17 protein-coding genes are annotated in these 17,758 nt (G+C 41.0%); 5 read left to right on the plus strand and 12 right to left on the minus strand.

The genetic code is table 11. The features are described 5' to 3' along the window. Nucleotides 1-28: 28 nt before the first annotated feature. Nucleotides 29-1,561, minus strand: coding sequence for a tetratricopeptide repeat protein (locus tag ABM313_RS12345; protein WP_434683507.1), 1,533 nt, complete (start codon nucleotides 1,559-1,561; stop codon nucleotides 29-31). Nucleotides 1,562-1,877: 316 nt separating this feature from the next. On the opposite strand from ABM313_RS12345, the gene ABM313_RS12350 reads away from it, so the two are divergent. Continuing rightward, the gene (locus ABM313_RS12350; protein ID WP_094534911.1) at nucleotides 1,878-2,030 is read left to right on the plus strand and encodes a chlorophyll A-B binding protein; all 153 of its coding nucleotides are present in this window, start codon (nucleotides 1,878-1,880) and stop codon (nucleotides 2,028-2,030) included. An 85-nt stretch (nucleotides 2,031-2,115) separates the two neighbouring features. On the opposite strand, the gene rpsF is transcribed toward ABM313_RS12350, so the two are convergent. Further along, a complete protein-coding gene (gene rpsF / locus ABM313_RS12355; RefSeq protein WP_434683508.1) occupies nucleotides 2,116-2,493 on the minus strand; it encodes a 30S ribosomal protein S6 in 378 nt (125 codons plus the stop codon). A gap of 257 nt (nucleotides 2,494-2,750) precedes the next feature. Here rpsF and ABM313_RS12360 point away from each other — a divergent pair, with 257 nt between their 5' ends. Together ABM313_RS12360 and ABM313_RS12365 are read left to right on the plus strand one after the other, a co-directional pair. Next, nucleotides 2,751-3,884: a hybrid sensor histidine kinase/response regulator gene (locus ABM313_RS12360; protein WP_434683509.1), complete on the plus strand. Its 1,134-nt coding sequence runs from the start codon at nucleotides 2,751-2,753 to the stop codon at nucleotides 3,882-3,884. Nucleotides 3,885-4,457: 573 nt separating this feature from the next. Then, the gene (locus ABM313_RS12365; protein ID WP_434683510.1) at nucleotides 4,458-5,231 is read left to right on the plus strand and encodes an SDR family NAD(P)-dependent oxidoreductase; all 774 of its coding nucleotides are present in this window, start codon (nucleotides 4,458-4,460) and stop codon (nucleotides 5,229-5,231) included. A gap of 138 nt (nucleotides 5,232-5,369) precedes the next feature. Here ABM313_RS12365 and ABM313_RS12370 read toward each other — a convergent pair whose 3' ends face one another. From ABM313_RS12370 to leuS, 6 genes are all read right to left on the minus strand, one after another. After that, nucleotides 5,370-6,065: a retron system putative HNH endonuclease gene (locus ABM313_RS12370; RefSeq protein ID WP_434683511.1), complete on the minus strand. Its 696-nt coding sequence runs from the start codon at nucleotides 6,063-6,065 to the stop codon at nucleotides 5,370-5,372. Further along, entirely contained in the window at nucleotides 6,062-7,348 is a 1,287-nt protein-coding gene (locus ABM313_RS12375) for an AAA family ATPase (RefSeq protein WP_434683512.1), read from the minus strand. Before ABM313_RS12375 ends, ABM313_RS12370 begins: the two co-directional genes overlap by 4 nt. A gap of 76 nt (nucleotides 7,349-7,424) precedes the next feature. Further along, nucleotides 7,425-7,859, minus strand: coding sequence for a DUF29 family protein (locus ABM313_RS12380; protein WP_434683513.1), 435 nt, complete (start codon nucleotides 7,857-7,859; stop codon nucleotides 7,425-7,427). A gap of 59 nt (nucleotides 7,860-7,918) precedes the next feature. After that, the gene (locus tag ABM313_RS12385; RefSeq protein WP_434683514.1) at nucleotides 7,919-8,191 is read right to left on the minus strand and encodes a type II toxin-antitoxin system RelE/ParE family toxin; all 273 of its coding nucleotides are present in this window, start codon (nucleotides 8,189-8,191) and stop codon (nucleotides 7,919-7,921) included. Continuing rightward, nucleotides 8,181-8,429, minus strand: coding sequence for a CopG family ribbon-helix-helix protein (locus ABM313_RS12390; RefSeq protein ID WP_434683515.1), 249 nt, complete (start codon nucleotides 8,427-8,429; stop codon nucleotides 8,181-8,183). The genes ABM313_RS12385 and ABM313_RS12390 overlap by 11 nt, the downstream gene beginning before the upstream one ends. 143 nt (nucleotides 8,430-8,572) lie before the next feature. Further along, nucleotides 8,573-11,137: a leucine--tRNA ligase gene (gene leuS / locus ABM313_RS12395; RefSeq protein ID WP_434683516.1), complete on the minus strand. Its 2,565-nt coding sequence runs from the start codon at nucleotides 11,135-11,137 to the stop codon at nucleotides 8,573-8,575. Between the two features lie 107 nt (nucleotides 11,138-11,244). Here leuS and ABM313_RS12400 point away from each other — a divergent pair, with 107 nt between their 5' ends. Both ABM313_RS12400 and ABM313_RS12405 read left to right on the plus strand, forming a co-directional pair. After that, complete coding sequence (locus ABM313_RS12400) at nucleotides 11,245-11,451, plus strand: hypothetical protein (protein ID WP_434683517.1); 207 nt, start codon at nucleotides 11,245-11,247, stop codon at nucleotides 11,449-11,451. A 115-nt stretch (nucleotides 11,452-11,566) separates the two neighbouring features. Continuing rightward, a complete protein-coding gene (locus tag ABM313_RS12405) occupies nucleotides 11,567-12,133 on the plus strand; it encodes a Uma2 family endonuclease (protein WP_434683518.1) in 567 nt (188 codons plus the stop codon). On the opposite strand, the gene ABM313_RS12410 is transcribed toward ABM313_RS12405, so the two are convergent. From ABM313_RS12410 to ABM313_RS12425, 4 genes are all read right to left on the minus strand, one after another. After that, nucleotides 12,130-12,312 carry a hypothetical protein gene (locus ABM313_RS12410; protein ID WP_434683519.1) on the minus strand — a complete coding sequence of 61 codons (183 nt, stop codon included), beginning with the start codon at nucleotides 12,310-12,312 and terminating at the stop codon, nucleotides 12,130-12,132. The two genes, ABM313_RS12405 and ABM313_RS12410, sit on opposite strands and share 4 nt — an antisense overlap. Before the next feature lie 130 nt (nucleotides 12,313-12,442). Beyond that, a complete protein-coding gene (locus ABM313_RS12415) occupies nucleotides 12,443-13,864 on the minus strand; it encodes an aminotransferase class I/II-fold pyridoxal phosphate-dependent enzyme (protein ID WP_434683520.1) in 1,422 nt (473 codons plus the stop codon). Between the two features lie 63 nt (nucleotides 13,865-13,927). Then, the gene (sir, locus tag ABM313_RS12420; protein WP_434683521.1) at nucleotides 13,928-15,853 is read right to left on the minus strand and encodes a sulfite reductase, ferredoxin dependent; all 1,926 of its coding nucleotides are present in this window, start codon (nucleotides 15,851-15,853) and stop codon (nucleotides 13,928-13,930) included. 252 nt (nucleotides 15,854-16,105) lie between these two features. After that, on the minus strand, nucleotides 16,106-17,608 hold the full coding sequence (locus ABM313_RS12425) for an ammonium transporter (protein ID WP_434688460.1): 1,503 nt from the start codon (nucleotides 17,606-17,608) through the stop codon (nucleotides 16,106-16,108). Between the last annotated feature and the right edge of the window lie 150 nt (nucleotides 17,609-17,758).

Below are 17,758 nucleotides of genomic sequence, written 5' to 3' on the forward strand. Positions count from 1 at the left end.
AAAGGGAGTGCTTCGCACTCCCTTTTTGTTATTCAGCGCAAGCAAACAACTTTTCTAGTTGTGATTTTTCTGTGGGATTTTCGATGGTTTGCGCGATCTCCTTAGCTTGATCATGTTGACCGATCGCCCAATAAGTACTGCTGATATCCGAGTATGCTCTAGAGCGAATGTTGGGATCGGAGACAGTTTTCACGATCGCCAGACTCTCTTGGAGAATTGGTTCTACTTTATCGGTTAGACCAAATTCACCATAGGTACTGGCGATAATATTGAGAGCAAAGAGGCGATCAACTGGGTTTTGGAGTTTTTTGGTGATCGCCAAGGATTGCTCCCAAGCTTTGGTAGCCAAATCTATTGATTTAATAGCTTGATATTGGCGACCAACCTCCACTAATAGAGTAAAAACATCAATCGAAGGAGCAACGGTACTTAATCCTTGCAAACTTTGATCAAACAATTTGATTGATTCATCATTTTTCTGATCCTTGGCATAGGCGATCGCCACATTAGCAATGCCGACACTCTTCTCAATTGATGTAGGATCAAGATTGCTGATTACTTCTAGAGCCTTTTCATACTGTTTTGATGCTAAGTATTGACTAGCAACTAGGAACAGCGATCGCGTTTTCAAGAGTTCAGCGTTAGCAATTGCGGCTTGTTCGACGTCTTTAGGATCAGGTACAGCCTTTTCCTCTTTAGGTACATCATTTTTTAGAGCTTTATTAGCAATCTTGGGCGCAGGTTTTTTAGCTGTTTTGGTATTCTTAGCTGCTTCCTTCGCCGAAGAGATAGCATTATCACGGATCGCATCAAATTCTTGGAAAACCGCATTTAGGGAAGCGATCGCCTTTGCGTGATTTCCTGCCTGTGCGTAACTACCTGCAATTTCAACTCTTGCTCTGGATTTGATATTGCGATCTTCAATCATTGCTAACAAGTCGGTTGCCGCCGAGATCGAGGCTTCAGAATTGAAATCATCACCAATCTCGGTATAAGCATTAGCAATCGCAGAAAAAGCTCGCGATCGCACATAGGCATCAATAATTTCAGGTGTTGCCTTAGTGGCATCAGCTAGTAAATTTTGAGCAATATCCTTCTTCCCAGCTTCTCCATAGGCTTGTGCGATTTTGATGTTTGCAAAAACTCTATCGACAGGATCGGGTAAATCCTTCGCGATTGTTAAAGCATTACCTAAAGCCTCTACTGCCAACTTAGGCTGTGAAGCTTTGGTGAGGCGACCTGCTGTATCCAATAGGGCAAAAGCTTTAAGTGATGGTGTAGTAATCGTATTCGCTGTGTTTAAGCTCTTTTCTAAAACACTCTTGGCTTGGTCTGGACGCTGCAATTCTAAATATTTGCTTGCGATTTCAGTGTATGCTGCAACCTTTGCTTCGGGTGATGTTCCTGTATCAGCTAATGATACAAAGCACTGAAGTGGTACACCTTGAAATTTGGGTTCTCCAGACTTTTTGGGACTAGCTGCCCATACTGCACCTGTTGTTGTTAGATTGACTAACAATGCTAAGCAGCCAGCTAGAAGCCGCATCCATATTTTTCGCATAGTTAATTTTGTCCTTGCGTAGATTATTGCGTGAAGATCTTTTGGATTCTACCCAATTCGTTAGCGATCGCAGCTAAATATATACTTCAGCATAGTTTAAAAAACATTTCTAAAGTTTGTAGCGATCGCCACAAACTTTATCAAAAAAACAAAGACAAGTGGTGGTGCTTTGCACCACCACTTGTCTTTGTTTTTGCCTTTACGAATATCAAGTTTGTCTGTCTAAAGACAGAAAATATAAGGAAAGATTGTGAATGTCTAAATAATCTGTTACATTACTAAATATAAGTTAACTAATTACAAAGGTAGTTCGATTATGTCTGACGAAAGCCGTAACGTATGGAATTGGGGTTTCACTTCTGGTGCTGAAAACTGGAATGGACGCTTAGCAATGATTGGATTTGTATCTGCATTAGCGATCGAGCTAATTAGCGGTCAAGGTGTATTACACTTCTGGGGCATCCTATAATTTTTTAAGATTTAGCCAATAAAAAAGCCTCGACTAGTCGAGGCTTTTTTATTGGCTAAATTAAGTCTGGATGGTGCTTTTGATTTTATTCAGCATCAGCAGCAGCAACGGCTACTGGCTCTTCAGCATCAGGAATGATTGCTTCAGCATCTTCTGCTTCCACAGCTTCTGGCTCAAGTTTGATCGTCATATAGCGAATTACGTCATCAGCTAGACGCATAGATTTCTCTAGGCTCTCGATGGTTTTAGGAGTTGCCGTGTAATTTACTTGGATGTAAATTCCTTCGCGATGTCCTTTAATGTCGTAGGCTAATCTCCGTCTGCCACGATGTTGAATCGTGATGTCTTCAGATTCTTGTTGTACTAAGAAATCTTGATATTTGGCGATCGCGGCATCAGCTTCCTGATCGGGAAGATCGGGACGCAGGATATACATGGTTTCGTACAAACGCTTAACAGTCATCTAATTTTTTCCTTACGGTCAGTAGTTGGCTTCTATTAATTTAGTTTTAGAAGCAAGGATTTACTATTATATCTCTTCAAGACAACTGATCAACATAAAATCCCAAAATGAGATAGTACAACCATATCATTTTGGGATTTTATCAAGACAACATCTTTGTCTCCTGAATTTTATATATTAATCTTATAATTAAACAGTAAGTAGCTCTTTGAGCCACTTGCAATCAATGGCAATTAGAGACAGATAAAGTGAACCCCATGACAGTGAAAACTAATACGATCGCTGATGTCCTGATTGTAGAAGATGAACTGGTTACTGCAAATGCGCTCTCAGATGTTCTATCAGATTTGGGCTATAAAGTTTTAGCGATCGTTGATAGTAGTGATAGTGCTATCTCTTTAATTCATCAGAGTATTCGTCAGAAGTTGCCAGATATTATTTTGATGGATATTAAATTGAGAGGTAAAGATAGTGGGATTACTGCGACCAATGAGATTCATAAAATAGCGCCTATCCCTGTAATTTATCTAACTGCTTTTAGTGATCCTGAGACTTTAGAACTAGCGATCGCTACTTCTCCCTATGGATATCTCACTAAGCCATTAAGATATGCGGAAGTGAATGTCGCAATTATGCTGGCTTTAAAGAAACATAATGAAGAAATAATATTGCAAGAAGCTCTAGACAAAGAAAAAGAGCTACATATTTTAAAGTCTCGATTACTTGCTATGGCTTCCCATGAATTTTCAACGCCGATGTCAGTAATTAGATTATTGATTTGGAAATTACAAAACTTTGAAGAGCAGCTAACTAAAGAAAGTAGAGCTAAAAATCTTGCTTCTATTCAATCAGCAATTAAAGATATTAATTGGTTACTAGAAGAAGTCAAGTTTATAGCTTGTTCTGAATCAGGAAAATTTCCATTTAATCCTGAGAATGTAGATGCAATAACCTATTGTCAACAACTAGTTGATAGCTTTCAAACAGAAGATAGTGCAAAGAAGTGCCGGATTAAGTTTCATAGCCAAGGTCAATGTCAAAAGTTAAGATTTGATAAAAAGCTCCTATGGCACATATTTATGAATTTAATTTCTAATGCTATTAAATACTCCTATGAAGGGGGTACTATTGATGTGGAAGTAGTATGTAAGACAAAACAGTTATTCCTAAGTGTTTGTGATCATGGTATCGGCATACCTAAAGAATATTTAAACAATCTATTTTTGCCATTTTTAAGGGCTGAAAATGTTGGTAATGTTAAAGGCTTAGGTATGGGTTTATATATAGTAAAGCAAGCTGTGGAAGCTCATTCTGGGAAAATCGCAGTGGAAAGTGAAGTGAATATGGGTACTAAGTTTACAGTTGTTTTACCTTCAGCGGATAGTTTGTAAAAGTGTAAAAAATGATCATAGTATGGGTTTAAATCTGTGATTTCTATTTTTATATCTTTAGAAATAACTCTTGAGGATTATTTTTTATCCTTGATTTGAAGTGATTGCCTATTAAATTTAGAGTGAATCATAACTTGTAAAGTAGATAGAGTAAGAATTACCCACTTTTGTTGAGTTCTTAGTAATGTAGTAAAGGCGAATTGAAAGTGTATTTAACAATACTTTACATATTACAAAAACAGTTGTAAGGTTTGATGCATGTTAAAAGTCTGTATCAATTTTCCTTTATTACGGCATAGACCATGTTTCCCTAAAGGAGGTAACGACATGACAAGACTAGAGATGAACTGGAAAGATTAATCATCGACTGCTTACTCGTTGCGAGCAACGTGACTAAACTAAAACTTTTTAAAACTCAACGCATATAAAAGTTTGGTCACAAGTTGTTGGCAAAGAGATTATTTACCGTCTCACAAAATTTACTTTGGGTAGGTTTTAGTTAGCGGCATAGGCTGACAAACTTGCGTCAATACTAATTAGTAAAACTTGTGAGACCTCAATATTGGAGGTTTTATGAATGTTCGTGGAAAAACAGCTCTAATTACTGGAGCTTCGAGGGGTATTGGTCGGGCGATCGCTTTGGAGCTAGCTCAACAGGGTGCGAAATGTCTAATTCTGGTAGCCCGCGATCTTGAACGCTTAAATTCCGTCGCTTCAGAAGTGGAAGCTCTAGGCATCGAAGCGGTGAGTTTACCTTTAGATCTATCGCAGACAATCGAGGTGAATATTGCGATCGCGCAAGTATGGCGTGATTGTGGTCCAATTGACATTTTGGTGAACTGTGCAGGTGTGGCACATCAATCATCATTTTTGCGATCGCGCTTACAGGATGTGCAATCCGAAATCGAAGTCAATCTACTCGGTATGTATGCGATCACAAGGATGGTGGCTCGACGGATGGCAGCTCAGCGCAATGGCAGAATCGTCAATGTTTCTAGTCTGATGGGCAAAGTTGCCGCGCCGACGATGGCAACTTATTCGGCAACGAAGTTTGCAATCTTAGGATTCACTCAAGCTCTGCGTGGTGAATTGGCAGCTTACAACATCAAAGTCACAGCTTTACTGCCATCACTTACGGATACTGACATGGCGCAGGATTTGGAGTGGTTTCGCTGGGTATCGCTGATGACTCCTAAACAAGTAGCTAAAGCGCTAATTGCTGGATTAGAACGTGAAACCCCTGAAATTCTGGTCGGATGGCAAAGTCATCTTGCTGTATGGTGTCATCGTCTATTTCCATCCCTAATGGAAAAGATCTTGCTAATTGCCGCTCCTAAAATCAGCTAGAGTGCCCGAAAGAGAAAGAAACAAAGCTTCTTTCTCTTTCTTTTTAATGGTGCGATCACGAACTATTTTTAGAATAGCGAGTATTAATATTGTTGTAGAGAGGTTTGTGCGATCGCCTACTTATCCAACAAATTTACCTCATGTTGATTTTGGGTTTAGAAATTGTTTGAGGATATAGGTGATCGCAAAGCTAAAGGCTTGTCGGTTTGGCTGTTCGTAAGATTGAATTAGAATTTCTAGATCCTCTACTGTTAATTCTTCTAAGCCCTGTACAGCTTGATCAATAGCCTCTTCTCTCATGGCAACTAGATTGTCATAGTTTAGATTTAGTGTCTGGATAGTTTCTGAAGCAGCTTTCTTTTTATCAGGATCTTCGGCAGGACGTATTTCTCCAGAACCTGTGTATCGAAAAAAATCAGAGCAATCTACCTGTAATGGTGAGACTGAAAGCGGATTATTTCCTCTTTTGCAGCCACAATGCTGTAGGCAGTGCAAAGCAGTCTCATATTTTTGCTCAGGATCAGATATTTTATATTTCTCTGAGAAGCCGCATGATGCTAAAAGATTCGAGAAATCTATTGCTAGTGCTAGATTCTTTGGCTGTTCTGGATCTTGCTCGTTTTGTGGGTGCAAATGTTCAATATGGCTGATGTCAATGTTGATTTTCATACCGCAATAACAGCAGGTGTAACCTTGCTCTTTTAGTAGAGCGTCATGGACATCAGATTTAATTTGACCTCGCAAATCACTGTAGGTTGGTTTCCAGTTATCATTTTCTTGAGATTTCCAATCAGTGAAACTTTGCGGCTCTTGCCCTTTCTTGATATATCTCATCTTCCCAAAACTTCTTTCCGATGAATTAATACATCTGCCCTAGCAAATTCTGGCTCATCAAATCCAATTTCGCCTTTTAGATATTCTTGTAACTCTCTGGCTTTCGGTAAATTACCATCATCAATCAGCCTGAATAAATCCCTCAAACCATCTTTGATTTCTTGACTGCGTTTAGGAACTCCCATTTCATCTTCGAGGATGCGATTGCTATCTCTGCCATAGGTTCGGACGATTTCCGCAGTAACGCCTGATTCTGTATTAGCAAGTCGATAGATTTTACCGTTCTTAACTTCACCTAGTACCTGTGGTGAGTGGGTTGTAATTATAAATTGACAGTTAGGGAAAGTTCTTAATAATGCAGGGATAACCATGCGTTGCCATTTAGGATGCAGATGTAGCTCGATCTCGTCAATTAAGACTACACCGCTACCCTGTTCAGGTTTTTCCATCGCAGGATTAGCGATCGCCAATCTTCTCGCCAAGTCACCAACCATTGCTAATAAGTTTTTTTCGCCATCTGATAATTGATTGATAGTAAGTTCAGCGCCATTTTTTGTAACAGTCATACGTAGTTTAGGAAGACGACGAATCCTGAGATCTTTAAATTCTGGTAGGAAAGTATAAATTGCTTGACGAACAGATTCTAATTGTTTGTCTCGATAATTTGGGTTATCTCTAATCAGTTCATTTTCTAATTCTTCAAGTAACTTAAACCATTCAAAAAATCCTGTAAAAACAACTTGCCCACCTGTAAAAGCACGATTATAAACATCAAGAATACTATTACTCGTATTAACCTCTTTAGAGAGTTGCGGCTCATCAAAAAGAAGATCTCGTTTAACCGAGTAATAAATCATTATTGGAATATTTTTAGCATTAACAAGCTCCTGTAAAAGAGGAATAGCTAGGTGTAAATCATCTATTTGAGTTGATAATTTAGATATATCGCCTCTATCTTTTTTTATGATGTGTTGAAAGTTTAAAGAATTAAGAGTAGATTCTAATTGAATTTCAATCTTTCGTTTACTGCTGCCAGTAGCGATATCGTCATCTAAAAAAATATCCTTAACTTGGGATGCTGTAAATCGATTAGGATGGTAACCAGCTTGGTATAAAAACTTTATTTCATCTGAAATGTGATTGAGAAAAACACTTAGACAATCAAGAATACTAGATTTTCCTGAACCATTATTACCAATTATAATATTAAGCTGCGGGTCAAAGGCTATAGTGAGATCGCCAATACCACGAAATGATTGCATTCTTAATTGTTTGATTTTCATGTTTACTTATTGGTGTAATTTATTGCGGATATAAAATATAAAGTTGTCTATGTAATGCACTAAATAAAGTTGAAATTTAATTAACTGATTCCTGCTCAATTAATTTTAATGCATCTGCCAAAATCTCATCGCGATCGCACATAGCCGCTAACTCATCCGCCTCATAACGACCTTCAAAAGCCTCGATCGCAGCACTAGAAAGCGCAATATTATAAGCCTCTGCTAAAGTTTCACTAAGTTCTAATTTACTAAGATAAGTTCCCTTTGCCTTACGACGCTGATTTGCACGCCGAATTTGAGTTGTCGAGTTATAAATTGAAAGATCCCAAGATCTTGTGGAACGTTTTTCTACCTTCTGTTTGATGAGATGAACTAATAAAATAATACTGTAGCTGAAAATTTTGCTGATTTTGTCATCCTTACTCATCTCAGTCATTTCCTCAACCAAAACCATCGCCGCAGGAATATCACCACAAACTAGCAGTTCTTTTAAAGTTAATAATTCTTCCATAAGTATGTTGCCTCATTCATAAAGTATTAACGAATCAAGAATTTGAATTTCTACTAAATCTAATCTGGAAACTTTCTCGCTGAATGTAATATTCGCAAAATATCGACAAAACTTCCATTAACTCGATACACGATGAAATAAGGATTGACCACAATCTCTCTGGTTTCCTTGACTCGCCCGACACGTCCCATTTCTGGAAAAGTTTCTAATTGCTTCACTGCACTGCGAATCTTGATTACTAATTTTAAAGCAGCCTCTGGATTGTCTCTAGCAACATATTCATGAATTACTTCTAGATTATGTAGAGCTTTGCGTAACCACCTAACCTTCATTAAAGCGCCCAAACATCGTATCTACATCTTCATCACTGGCAAAATCTTCAGCATCTGCCTCAGCGATCGCTAAATTAATTTCCGCAATCTGCCACTTATAAATTTCAATATAGTTCTCAATCGCCTCATTCAAAAGGTAAGAGCGATCACGATCTAGTTCCTTAGCGATCGCATCTAATGCTTCACGCTTTGTGCGATCGAGCCGAAAGGTAATCGTTTCTTTAGCTATAGTTGACATCGTATTATCAAGTAATGCGTTGTAATACAAACATTATACATGAGAGCTTTTAAAACGCAAAAAAACCAATAATTTTGAAAGGTTTACAGAGTAAACCTTTCAAAATTATTGGGATTGATTAGGTAAAGTTCAGATTGAAAAGCCTAGACAACTACAAAATTCACCAACTTTCCAGGAACTGCAATCACCTTCTTAATCTCTTTACCATCGAGATACTTCTGCGCTGCACTTGAACTACGGGCATATTCTTCCAATGCTTGCTTGTCATTGCTGGCGCTAGATGGCACTTGGAGACTGCCGCGCACTTTGCCATTGATTTGAATGACGAGGGTAATCTCATCAACGATTAGCGCATCGGGATCATGGGTGAGCCAAGACTGTAAATGGATTGAGTCTGTATGCCCAATCAATGACCAAAGTTCCTCAGCAATGTGCGGTGCAAAGGGAGCAAGCAAGATTAAGAGAGTTTCCACACCTTCTAAGAAAGTAGCCGAACTCTTATCTTCCGTATCTTGCAAAGCATTACTGAGCTTCATCAATTCCGAGATGGCGGTATTTAGTTGATAACCTCCATCAAAATCTTCAGAAACTTCCTTAATGGCAATGTGAATCGCTCGGCGGAGATTCTTATCAATCTTGTCAGAGATGCCATTTTGCCTAGTTTCAGCAAAGCTAGAGACTAAACGCCACACCCGATTTAAAAAGCGTTGCTGACCTTCAACATCCGCATCTTCCCATTCCAAATCCTTTTCAGGAGGAGCTTTGAATAGCGTGAACATCCGCAAAGTATCGGCTCCATATTTAGCGATCGCATCGACAGGTGATACCCCATTGCCCTTAGATTTGGACATTGTGGCAAAGAGCGCTTGCAAAGGTTCACCTGTTTTCGGATCTTTAGGGTCTTTGGGATCAACTAAAGCTGAAGGAACCCATTTGTCCTTGCCGCCTTTGTTGGGATTCATGTAGGTCAAGCCCTGTACCATGCCTTGCGTGAGCAATCTCGTAAATGGTTCGTCGAAATTGAGTAAGCCGCGATCGCGCAAAACTTTGGTCACAAACCGGGAATAGAGCAAATGCAAAATCGCGTGTTCGACACCACCGACATATTGATCAACGGGTAGCCAATTATTGATGGCATTGCGATCGCCTATTTCCTGTTCATTCCTTGCATCACTGAAACGCAAGAAATACCAAGAAGAATCAATAAAGGTGTCCATCGTGTCAGTTTCGCGCTTAGCAGCCGTGCCGCATTTAGGACAGGGGACATTTACCCAATCTTCCTTTTGGGCTAGAGGCGATGCTCCTCGCCCAGTGAGTTCCACGTCTTCAGGCAAGATCACGGGTAAATCAGCATGGGGAACGGGAACGATGCCACAGCTTGGGCAATGAATCACGGGAATTGGACAGCCCCAATATCTTTGGCGCGAAATCAACCAATCACGCAAGCGATAGGTGATTTTGGCGGTTCCCCATTGATTCTTTTCCGCAAGTTCCACGATCTTAGTCTTCGCAGATACGGAATCCAATCCGTCAAACTCTCCCGAATTGACCATGATTCCTGCTTCGGTATAAGCAGATTTCAGCGCTTCATCAGTTGCTTTAGGGGCATTAATTACCGTCTGAATTGGAAGATTGTACTGCTTCGCAAAAGCAAAATCACGTACGTCATGAGCAGGAACTCCCATGACTGCACCTGTGCCATATTCAGAGAGAACGTAGTCGGCAATCCAGATGGGAACTTCTTTTCCTGTGAAGGGATTAACCACACTTGCACCGATCGCTACGCCACGTTTGGGGCGCTCGTCGGAAGTGCGATCGATTTCGCTAAGATTTTTGACTTCCTGTATGAATGCTTCAACGGCTTCTTTTTGCTCTGCACTGGTCAAAGTCTCGACTAAAGGATGTTCTGGAGCAAGCACAACATAGCTCACACCGTAAACGGTATCAGGACGGGTGGTAAAAACTGTGATTTTTTCGTCACTGCCAACGATGGGGAAACTTAGCTCTGCACCTGTGGACTTGCCGATCCAGTTGGCCTGCATGATCTTGACGCTAGAGGGCCAGTCGTTGAGCTTATCCAAATCTTGCAAAAGCTGCTCGGCATAGTCGGTAATTTTCAAGAACCATTGACGCAATTTGCGCTTCTCGACAATCGCGCCCGATCGCCAAGAACGACCTTCACTATCCACCTGTTCATTGGCAATTACGGTCTGATCAATTGGGTCCCAGTTAACTTTGGCTTCCTTTTGATAAGCCAACCCTGCTTCTAAAAATTGCAAAAAGATCCATTGTGTCCACTTGTAATAGTCGGGCGAACAGGTGGCTAATTCGCGATCCCAGTCGTAAGACAATCCTACTTGCTGAAGTTGAGATCGCATATTGTCAATATTTGCATAAGTCCATTTGGCAGGATGGGTATTGCGATCGATCGCCGCATTTTCCGCAGGCAACCCGAAGGCATCCCAACCCATCGGGTGCAATACCTGATAGCCCTGCATTCTTTTATAACGGGCAATTACATCGGTAATTGTGTAATTACGGACATGACCCATGTGCAGATCGCCCGATGGATAGGGAAACATTGACAGCGCATAGAATTTCTTTTTGTCTGCACTAATTGCATCGTTGCTTACCTTGTCAAGTTGTTTCTCAGCCCAAACTTTCTGCCACTTGGGTTCGATCTGCTGGGGATTATATCTGCTGTCCATTACTTATCAATCAATATGCGAATATGAATATGAGCAGTACTTAGTACCACTCACATTCAGCAATAATACTAAATATTAAGACTCAACCAACCTATCAAACTTAATTTATGTCACCCGATTATATAAAAGCTCAATTAATCTTGTTGATTTCCATCGTTGCGGCGATCGCCTTTGTTGGCTGCATTTATGAAATATCCTATGGCGCACCAGATTTTGGATTTGCAACGACTTGGGCAATTTTGCTAATCAGCTTACCCGTGGGTATCTATAGCTTTGTTAAAGCAGTTAGCTTAGCCAGAAAATCAATGAATTAAAATCTAGTCATATAGCTAAGAGGTTTGCCCAGTAAACTTTTTAGCTATTCCATAAATTTGATAATTTAGCTATTTCAGAGACTTGATAAACAACCATGTTGTTAAGTGAAATCTTATGACAGCCCAATTAATTGCGCCCAGCACCCATAAATTCACGACCCAGCAATATCAGCTCATGCATGAATCAGGAGTATTTGCTGAGGGCGATCGCCTTGAATTAATTAACGGAGAAATCAGAGAAATGTCACCCATTGGCAGAAAACACGTCTCTTGTATTATTCGACTAGTTAAGTTATTTGAGAAAAAATTAGGCGATCGCGCTATGGTTTCTGCTCAAAATTCTGTCCTATTAAACAATCATGCCCAACCACAGCCAGATATTGCTGTCCTTAAATGGCGTGATGATTTTTATGAGGAACATTTACCAACACCTGATGATATTTTGTTGATTATCGAAGTTGCAGATAGCACGGTCGCCTATGACCGAGATGAAAAAATGCCCCTTTACGCAGCCAATGGTATTCCTGAAATGTGGATATTTAATGTGAATAAAAAAATTATTGAAGGCTACACGCAACCATCAGCATCAGGTTATAAGCGGATGCAGCGCTATGATCAGGGTGATGCCCTCTCAATTCTTCCATTTCCTGACGTGACTTTTAATTGGTCAGAATTATTTTAAATTCCAGCTTTTATAAAAAACTGCTCTGAAGTTACCGCTAAGTTAGGAAATAAATCATCGGTGATTTGGCGATCGCCTCGATAAGTCTCAGGAGGGAGATCGGCAAAAAATACTGTCAGGCTTCGCATCGGTGGATAAACCACCCAAACGCGATCAACTCCTGCGCTCAAATAATCCATCGCCTTTTGAGCCAACTGATTAAAAGTTTGATCTGGCTATACAAATTCAGTCAGAAAATGGCAAGAATCGCTAAGCGATTCTTGCCATTTTCTGACTTCTTCAAACTAACATTGACAAAAAAGGTGACAGCTATACGACTAGAATTGTTTGAAGAGTTTCGTCACTAGCTCCGTTGATAATACCTCCCGATCGCACAATAGCCTGCAACATTTCTACCACCTCTAAGGTAACTTCTTCACCAATACAAACCAAAGGAATCCCTGGGGGATAGGGACAGAGAGATTCTGCGCTAATTCGCCCGATCGCTTGATTAAGAGGAAGGCGATCGCTTTTAGCAAAATAGGCCTCACGAGGAGTAAGTTTAGATTGGTAAATGGTGATTGGTAATTGGTAATTGGTGATTGTTTTTTCCTTTTTCCTTTTTCCTTTTTCCTTACTGAGTTGTTGAAGTCCATTCACGAGCCGCTCAGTATCAGTTTGAGTATTACCAAAGCTAAGACTAAATACTAATTGCGTAAGTGTTGGCATTTCCGCCATCACATCCAGTTGGGAATGTAAATATTCATCAGCTTCAAACCCTGTAATCTCTAAGCAATCAGTTATCACTGTAAGTCGAGTATCATCAAGAGTGGCAACTTCTATTTGACTGAAGGTTCGCAAATTTGGAATTTGGTCTAATTGCGATCGCGCAGCTTTTGCTAGCTTCAATGTCTCAGTTAAGAGTTCTTTGCCATGCACAGCCATTTGTCGCCTTGCCACATCCAGAGAAATCATGAGCAAGAGATTGGGACTGCTCGATCGCAATATTTGTAAAGCCCGATCAACCTGTTCAGTAGCAATGCGATCGCCTTGTAAATGCAACATTGAAGACTGCGTAAGACTACCTGCCACTTTGTGCGTAGATTGGACTACGAGATCGGCTCCTGATTGTAGTGCTGATTTCGGCAGATCGGGATGGAATCCTAAATGCGCTCCATGAGCAGCATCGACTAATAGAGGAATATCAAAAGAATGGGCGATCGCTACCATTTTCTCAAGTTCGCCACAGACTCCAAAATAATTAGGACTAACCAGCATTACGGCTTTTGCGTCAGGATGCAGATTTAGAAATAATTCTAGAGTTTTAGGACTTACACCCAAATCTAAATCATATTCTGCTAGATAGTCAGTAGGTAAATAAATCGGTGTAGCACCATTGAGAACCAATCCTGCGATCGCTGCTTTATGGCAATTGCGCCCAATGAGAATCTTGTCACCTGCTCCACATACTGCCAAAAGCATCGCTTGCACACCACAAGTAGAGCCATTGGTCAAAAACCATGCGCGATCGCTACCATATGCCGCAGCAGCAAGCTCTTCTGCTTCGGCAATGTAATCTTCTAGATCAGGTAATTCTGGCAAATCTAGGCGAAACATATTCTCTCCCATGATTGCCATCAACTCGCGATCAATTCCCTGCCCCCGTTTATGCGCAGGCATATAAAAAGGCGCGTGATTAATATCTAGGTATCGCCGCGCCGTTTCTAATAATGGAGATGAATCTTGATTCAAGGTCTATTTTAAATATATGAAAAAATTTAGGATGGGCGGCTAGCGCCACCCATCCTAAGCTCACTAACCCAAATATTTCTCCAAAGCTGTTTCAACAAGATCCTTCATCGAAGCACCCTTTTCCTCAACGGCTTTTTTGAGCAATTCATAGGACTTTGCTGAAAGAGTAACGCGATGACGAACATCTTTACGTTTACCTTTAGATTCACTTTCCTCAACTTCTGACACATAGGTTTCCGCAAACTTGCGTAAGTCTTCAATCCCCTTGCGATCGCAAAAATCACCAAATGTTTCACCCGCAACTCGTTCATTTCGGAAATAAACAAATAGAGGCTCTAAACCTTTCTCAAGATTGTTAATGTGCAAACGCTGTACATAGGGCTGAGCCAAACGAGTCGAGTTAAAGCTTCCACCTAGCCAAATTTGGTATTCGTCTACGGCACTGCCCACAAAAGCAAGTTCAGCCATGTAGGGACGGGCGCAACCATTGGGGCAACCAGTCATGCGAGTGACAAAGGTTTCATTCTCTAAGCCCAAACGCACTAATAGTTTACGAATTCTGGCTAGTACGCTGGGTAATGCACGTTCTGACTCAGCGATCGCTAATCCACAAGTTGGAAAAGCTGGGCAAGCCATTGAGTAACGCACGAGAGAATCAATTTGATCTGGAGCAAGAACACCACAGCGATCGAGAATCTTTTGAATCTCTTCTTTTTCATCGGCAGCAACTTCTGTAATCAACAAGTTGTGATTGGGCGTAAGCACAAAATCATGATGGAATTTCTCACTGATTTCCCGCAAAGCAGTTTTAAGTTTTAGATCTTCGCGATCGCTAACCCGACCATTCTCAATCGAGACCCCGACAAAGTATTTGCCATCGCCCTGCTCATGCCAACCCAAATAGTCCTGATATTTAAAATCAGGCAATTCACGCACCTCATCAAGCTTGGTTGGATAGTAGTCCAATAAAACTTGCTTAAACTTTTCCACGCCCCACTCATTCAAAATATGTTTGAAGCGAGAATGACGACGATTGTGGCGATCGCCGTAGTCACGTTGCAAAGATACAATTGCCTTAATCACATCATAGATTTGAGCCACAGGCACAAAGCCGATGCTATCAGCCATTCTGACAATGGTTGCATCATTATTGTGAGCGCGACCTAAACCACCACCAACATAAACATTAAATCCTTCAAGCTCTTTCTGGGCATTGGTAATCACCACCAACGCCAAGTCGTTGGTATAAAGATCAACTGAGTTGTCACCAGCCACAGCGATCGCAATTTTAAATTTGCGTGGCAAATACTGCACACCATAGATCGGCTCAGTATCACTGATATTTGTTTTAGCCGTCCCTGTTCCCTGACGATTTCGCGCCTCAGTCACTTCTGGTGCTTCGGAAGAAGTCACCGCAACTTCACCATCAAGCCAAATATCGTAATAAGCCCCAGCCTGTGGTGCTAATAAGTCCGCGATTTTGAAAGCGTATTCACGGGCATATTTATACTCAGGCTTATTTTTAAAGGGAGCAGAAGGAGCCATCACATTACGATTGATGTCACCGCAAGCACCCACTGTTGATCCCATGTTTCGAGTAATATCGGCAATCACCGTTTTCAGATTTTCTTTAAGAATGCCATGAATCTGAAAACCTTGCCGCGTTGTTGCCCTCAAAGTGTGATTGCCATACTTATCACAAAGTTTATCCAACGCTACATACAACTGCCAAGGAATCACGCCTCCTGGGCTACGGGTACGCAGCATCATGCTGTACTGAGATTCTTCACCTTTAACCTTATTCTTTTCAAAATCTCGCTCCTTTTGTTGATAAGAACCATGAAACTTCAGGATTTGCATACCATCCTGACTGAAAAAAGGATTGCCATCAGTTAGTTCAGTGTTGATGGGACCTCGCAAAAAGTTACTTTTTTGCTTAAGGACTTCAACCTTTGATACTTTTACAGGATTTGTCAAAGTGTTTGTCATGGTTCAACTGAGATTTCGTATATTTTTAACTTCTTTGCCCCACCATTATACCCCGATAACCCCATCGGAATTAGGATGAACTTTACAAAAAGCAAAGGCAGCCCAAGGGGCTGCCTTTGCTTTTTAGACGAGTGGCGACGCTTCGCGTCGCCACTCGTCTATTGCAACGCAAGTTTTGCTCATAACATAACCAAAAAAAATAGCAATGGCGGTACTAAGTGCCGCCATTGCTATTTTTGGGGTTTGGAAAAACTATTCGCTTTCTTTGCTAAAGCCAGAATAAGCTTCCATGCCATGTTCAGAGATATCAAGACCCTTGAACTCTTCTTCTGGCTCAACACGAATACCACCTGTAATTAGTGAAATAACGTACCAAGCAATAAAGCTGAAGGCAACGGTAAAACCACCAACGGAGGCAACACCAATTAATTGAGCTACAAGTTGATCAAAGCCACCACCGAAGAATAAGCCAGCCTTAGGACCAGCACCAGCTTGTAAAATGTAACCACCACCAATATCTGCTGTCTGTCCAACTGCAAATAAACCAACAGCCAAACTACCCCAAACACCACAAACAAGGTGAACTGAAGTTGCACCAACAGGATCATCAATCTTCAGTTTGTCGAAGAAGCCAACTGCAAATACCACAATTGTTCCGCCGATCGCACCAATGATAATTGCGCTAGGTAAGGTAATCCAAGCACAAGGAGCAGTAACCGATACCAATCCGGCCAAGATACCGTTGACGATCATCGATAGGTCAGGCTTACCAAGATACAACCAAGCCACAATAGTTGCTGCAATACCACCAGCGGAAGCACCCATGTTAGTAGTTAAAGCAATATGAGAGATCAAACGACCGTCAGCCGCCATGGTCGAACCTGGGTTGAAGCCAAACCAACCTAACCATAGAATCAAGCATCCTAAGGTTGCCAGACTCATACTATGACCAGGGATAGCGCGGTTTTTGCCATCTTCGCCATATCTACCAGTTCTAGCTCCTAGAATTGCTGCTCCAATCAATGCAGCCCAGCCACCAGCCGAGTGAACTACAGTAGAGCCTGCAAAGTCATAGAATCCGACCTTAGATAGCCAGCCGCCACCCCAAATCCAATGTCCAGTAATAGGATAGGAAATAGCAACCAACACAAAGCTGAATAGCAAAAAGGCAAGAAACTTAATGCGCTCAGCTACTGCACCTGAGACGATTGTTGCGCATGTTGCTGCAAATACTAACTGGAAGAAAAATTTAGCTTCTAGAGGCACACCTGTCCAGCTAAGTCCTGGGAAGTCTCCCTTATAATCAGCAAGAGTTGCAGGACTATTATCCGCACCATTCAAGAAAAATCCTTTTAAACCAATAAAGGCGTTGCCACCATTATCGCCATACATAAAACCAAAACCAACCGCCCAGTAAGCAATAGTAGCGATCGCAAATACGATTAAGTTTTTGGTAAGAATATTCACCGCATTTTTGCGACGGCAAAAGCCAGACTCAACCAAAGCAAAGCCAGCATTCATGAAAAACACTAGAAATGCAGCAACAACTACCCAAAGAGTATCTAAACCAACTTTAAGAGCAGCAACATTTGCTTGAACTTTGTCTGGAGTTAGAGGTTCAGGAGTGGGAGCAGCCGTTTGAGCAGTTGCTGCGTATACCCAAAAAACACCGATAATTGCCGCGAGCGGAATACAAGCAGTCCAATTTACAGAACTCTTGAGTCTCCTCTTTTGATTTGACTTATAAACCAACACCTTAAGATTCTCCTCAGCTAAATAAGACACCCATGCAAATACAAAGAATGCAAAGATTAGTTACTTTCATAACAACAGATTCAAGCACCTAGGTTTTGTGTAAAGTTATACAGTTTTTATAAGCAGCTCTTATTTTTTCGTAGAGAAATT

It is taken from the genome of Pseudanabaena minima str. Chao 2107, assembly GCF_051131155.1.
Taxonomy (GTDB): Bacteria; Cyanobacteriota; Cyanobacteriia; order Pseudanabaenales; family Pseudanabaenaceae; genus Pseudanabaena; species Pseudanabaena minima.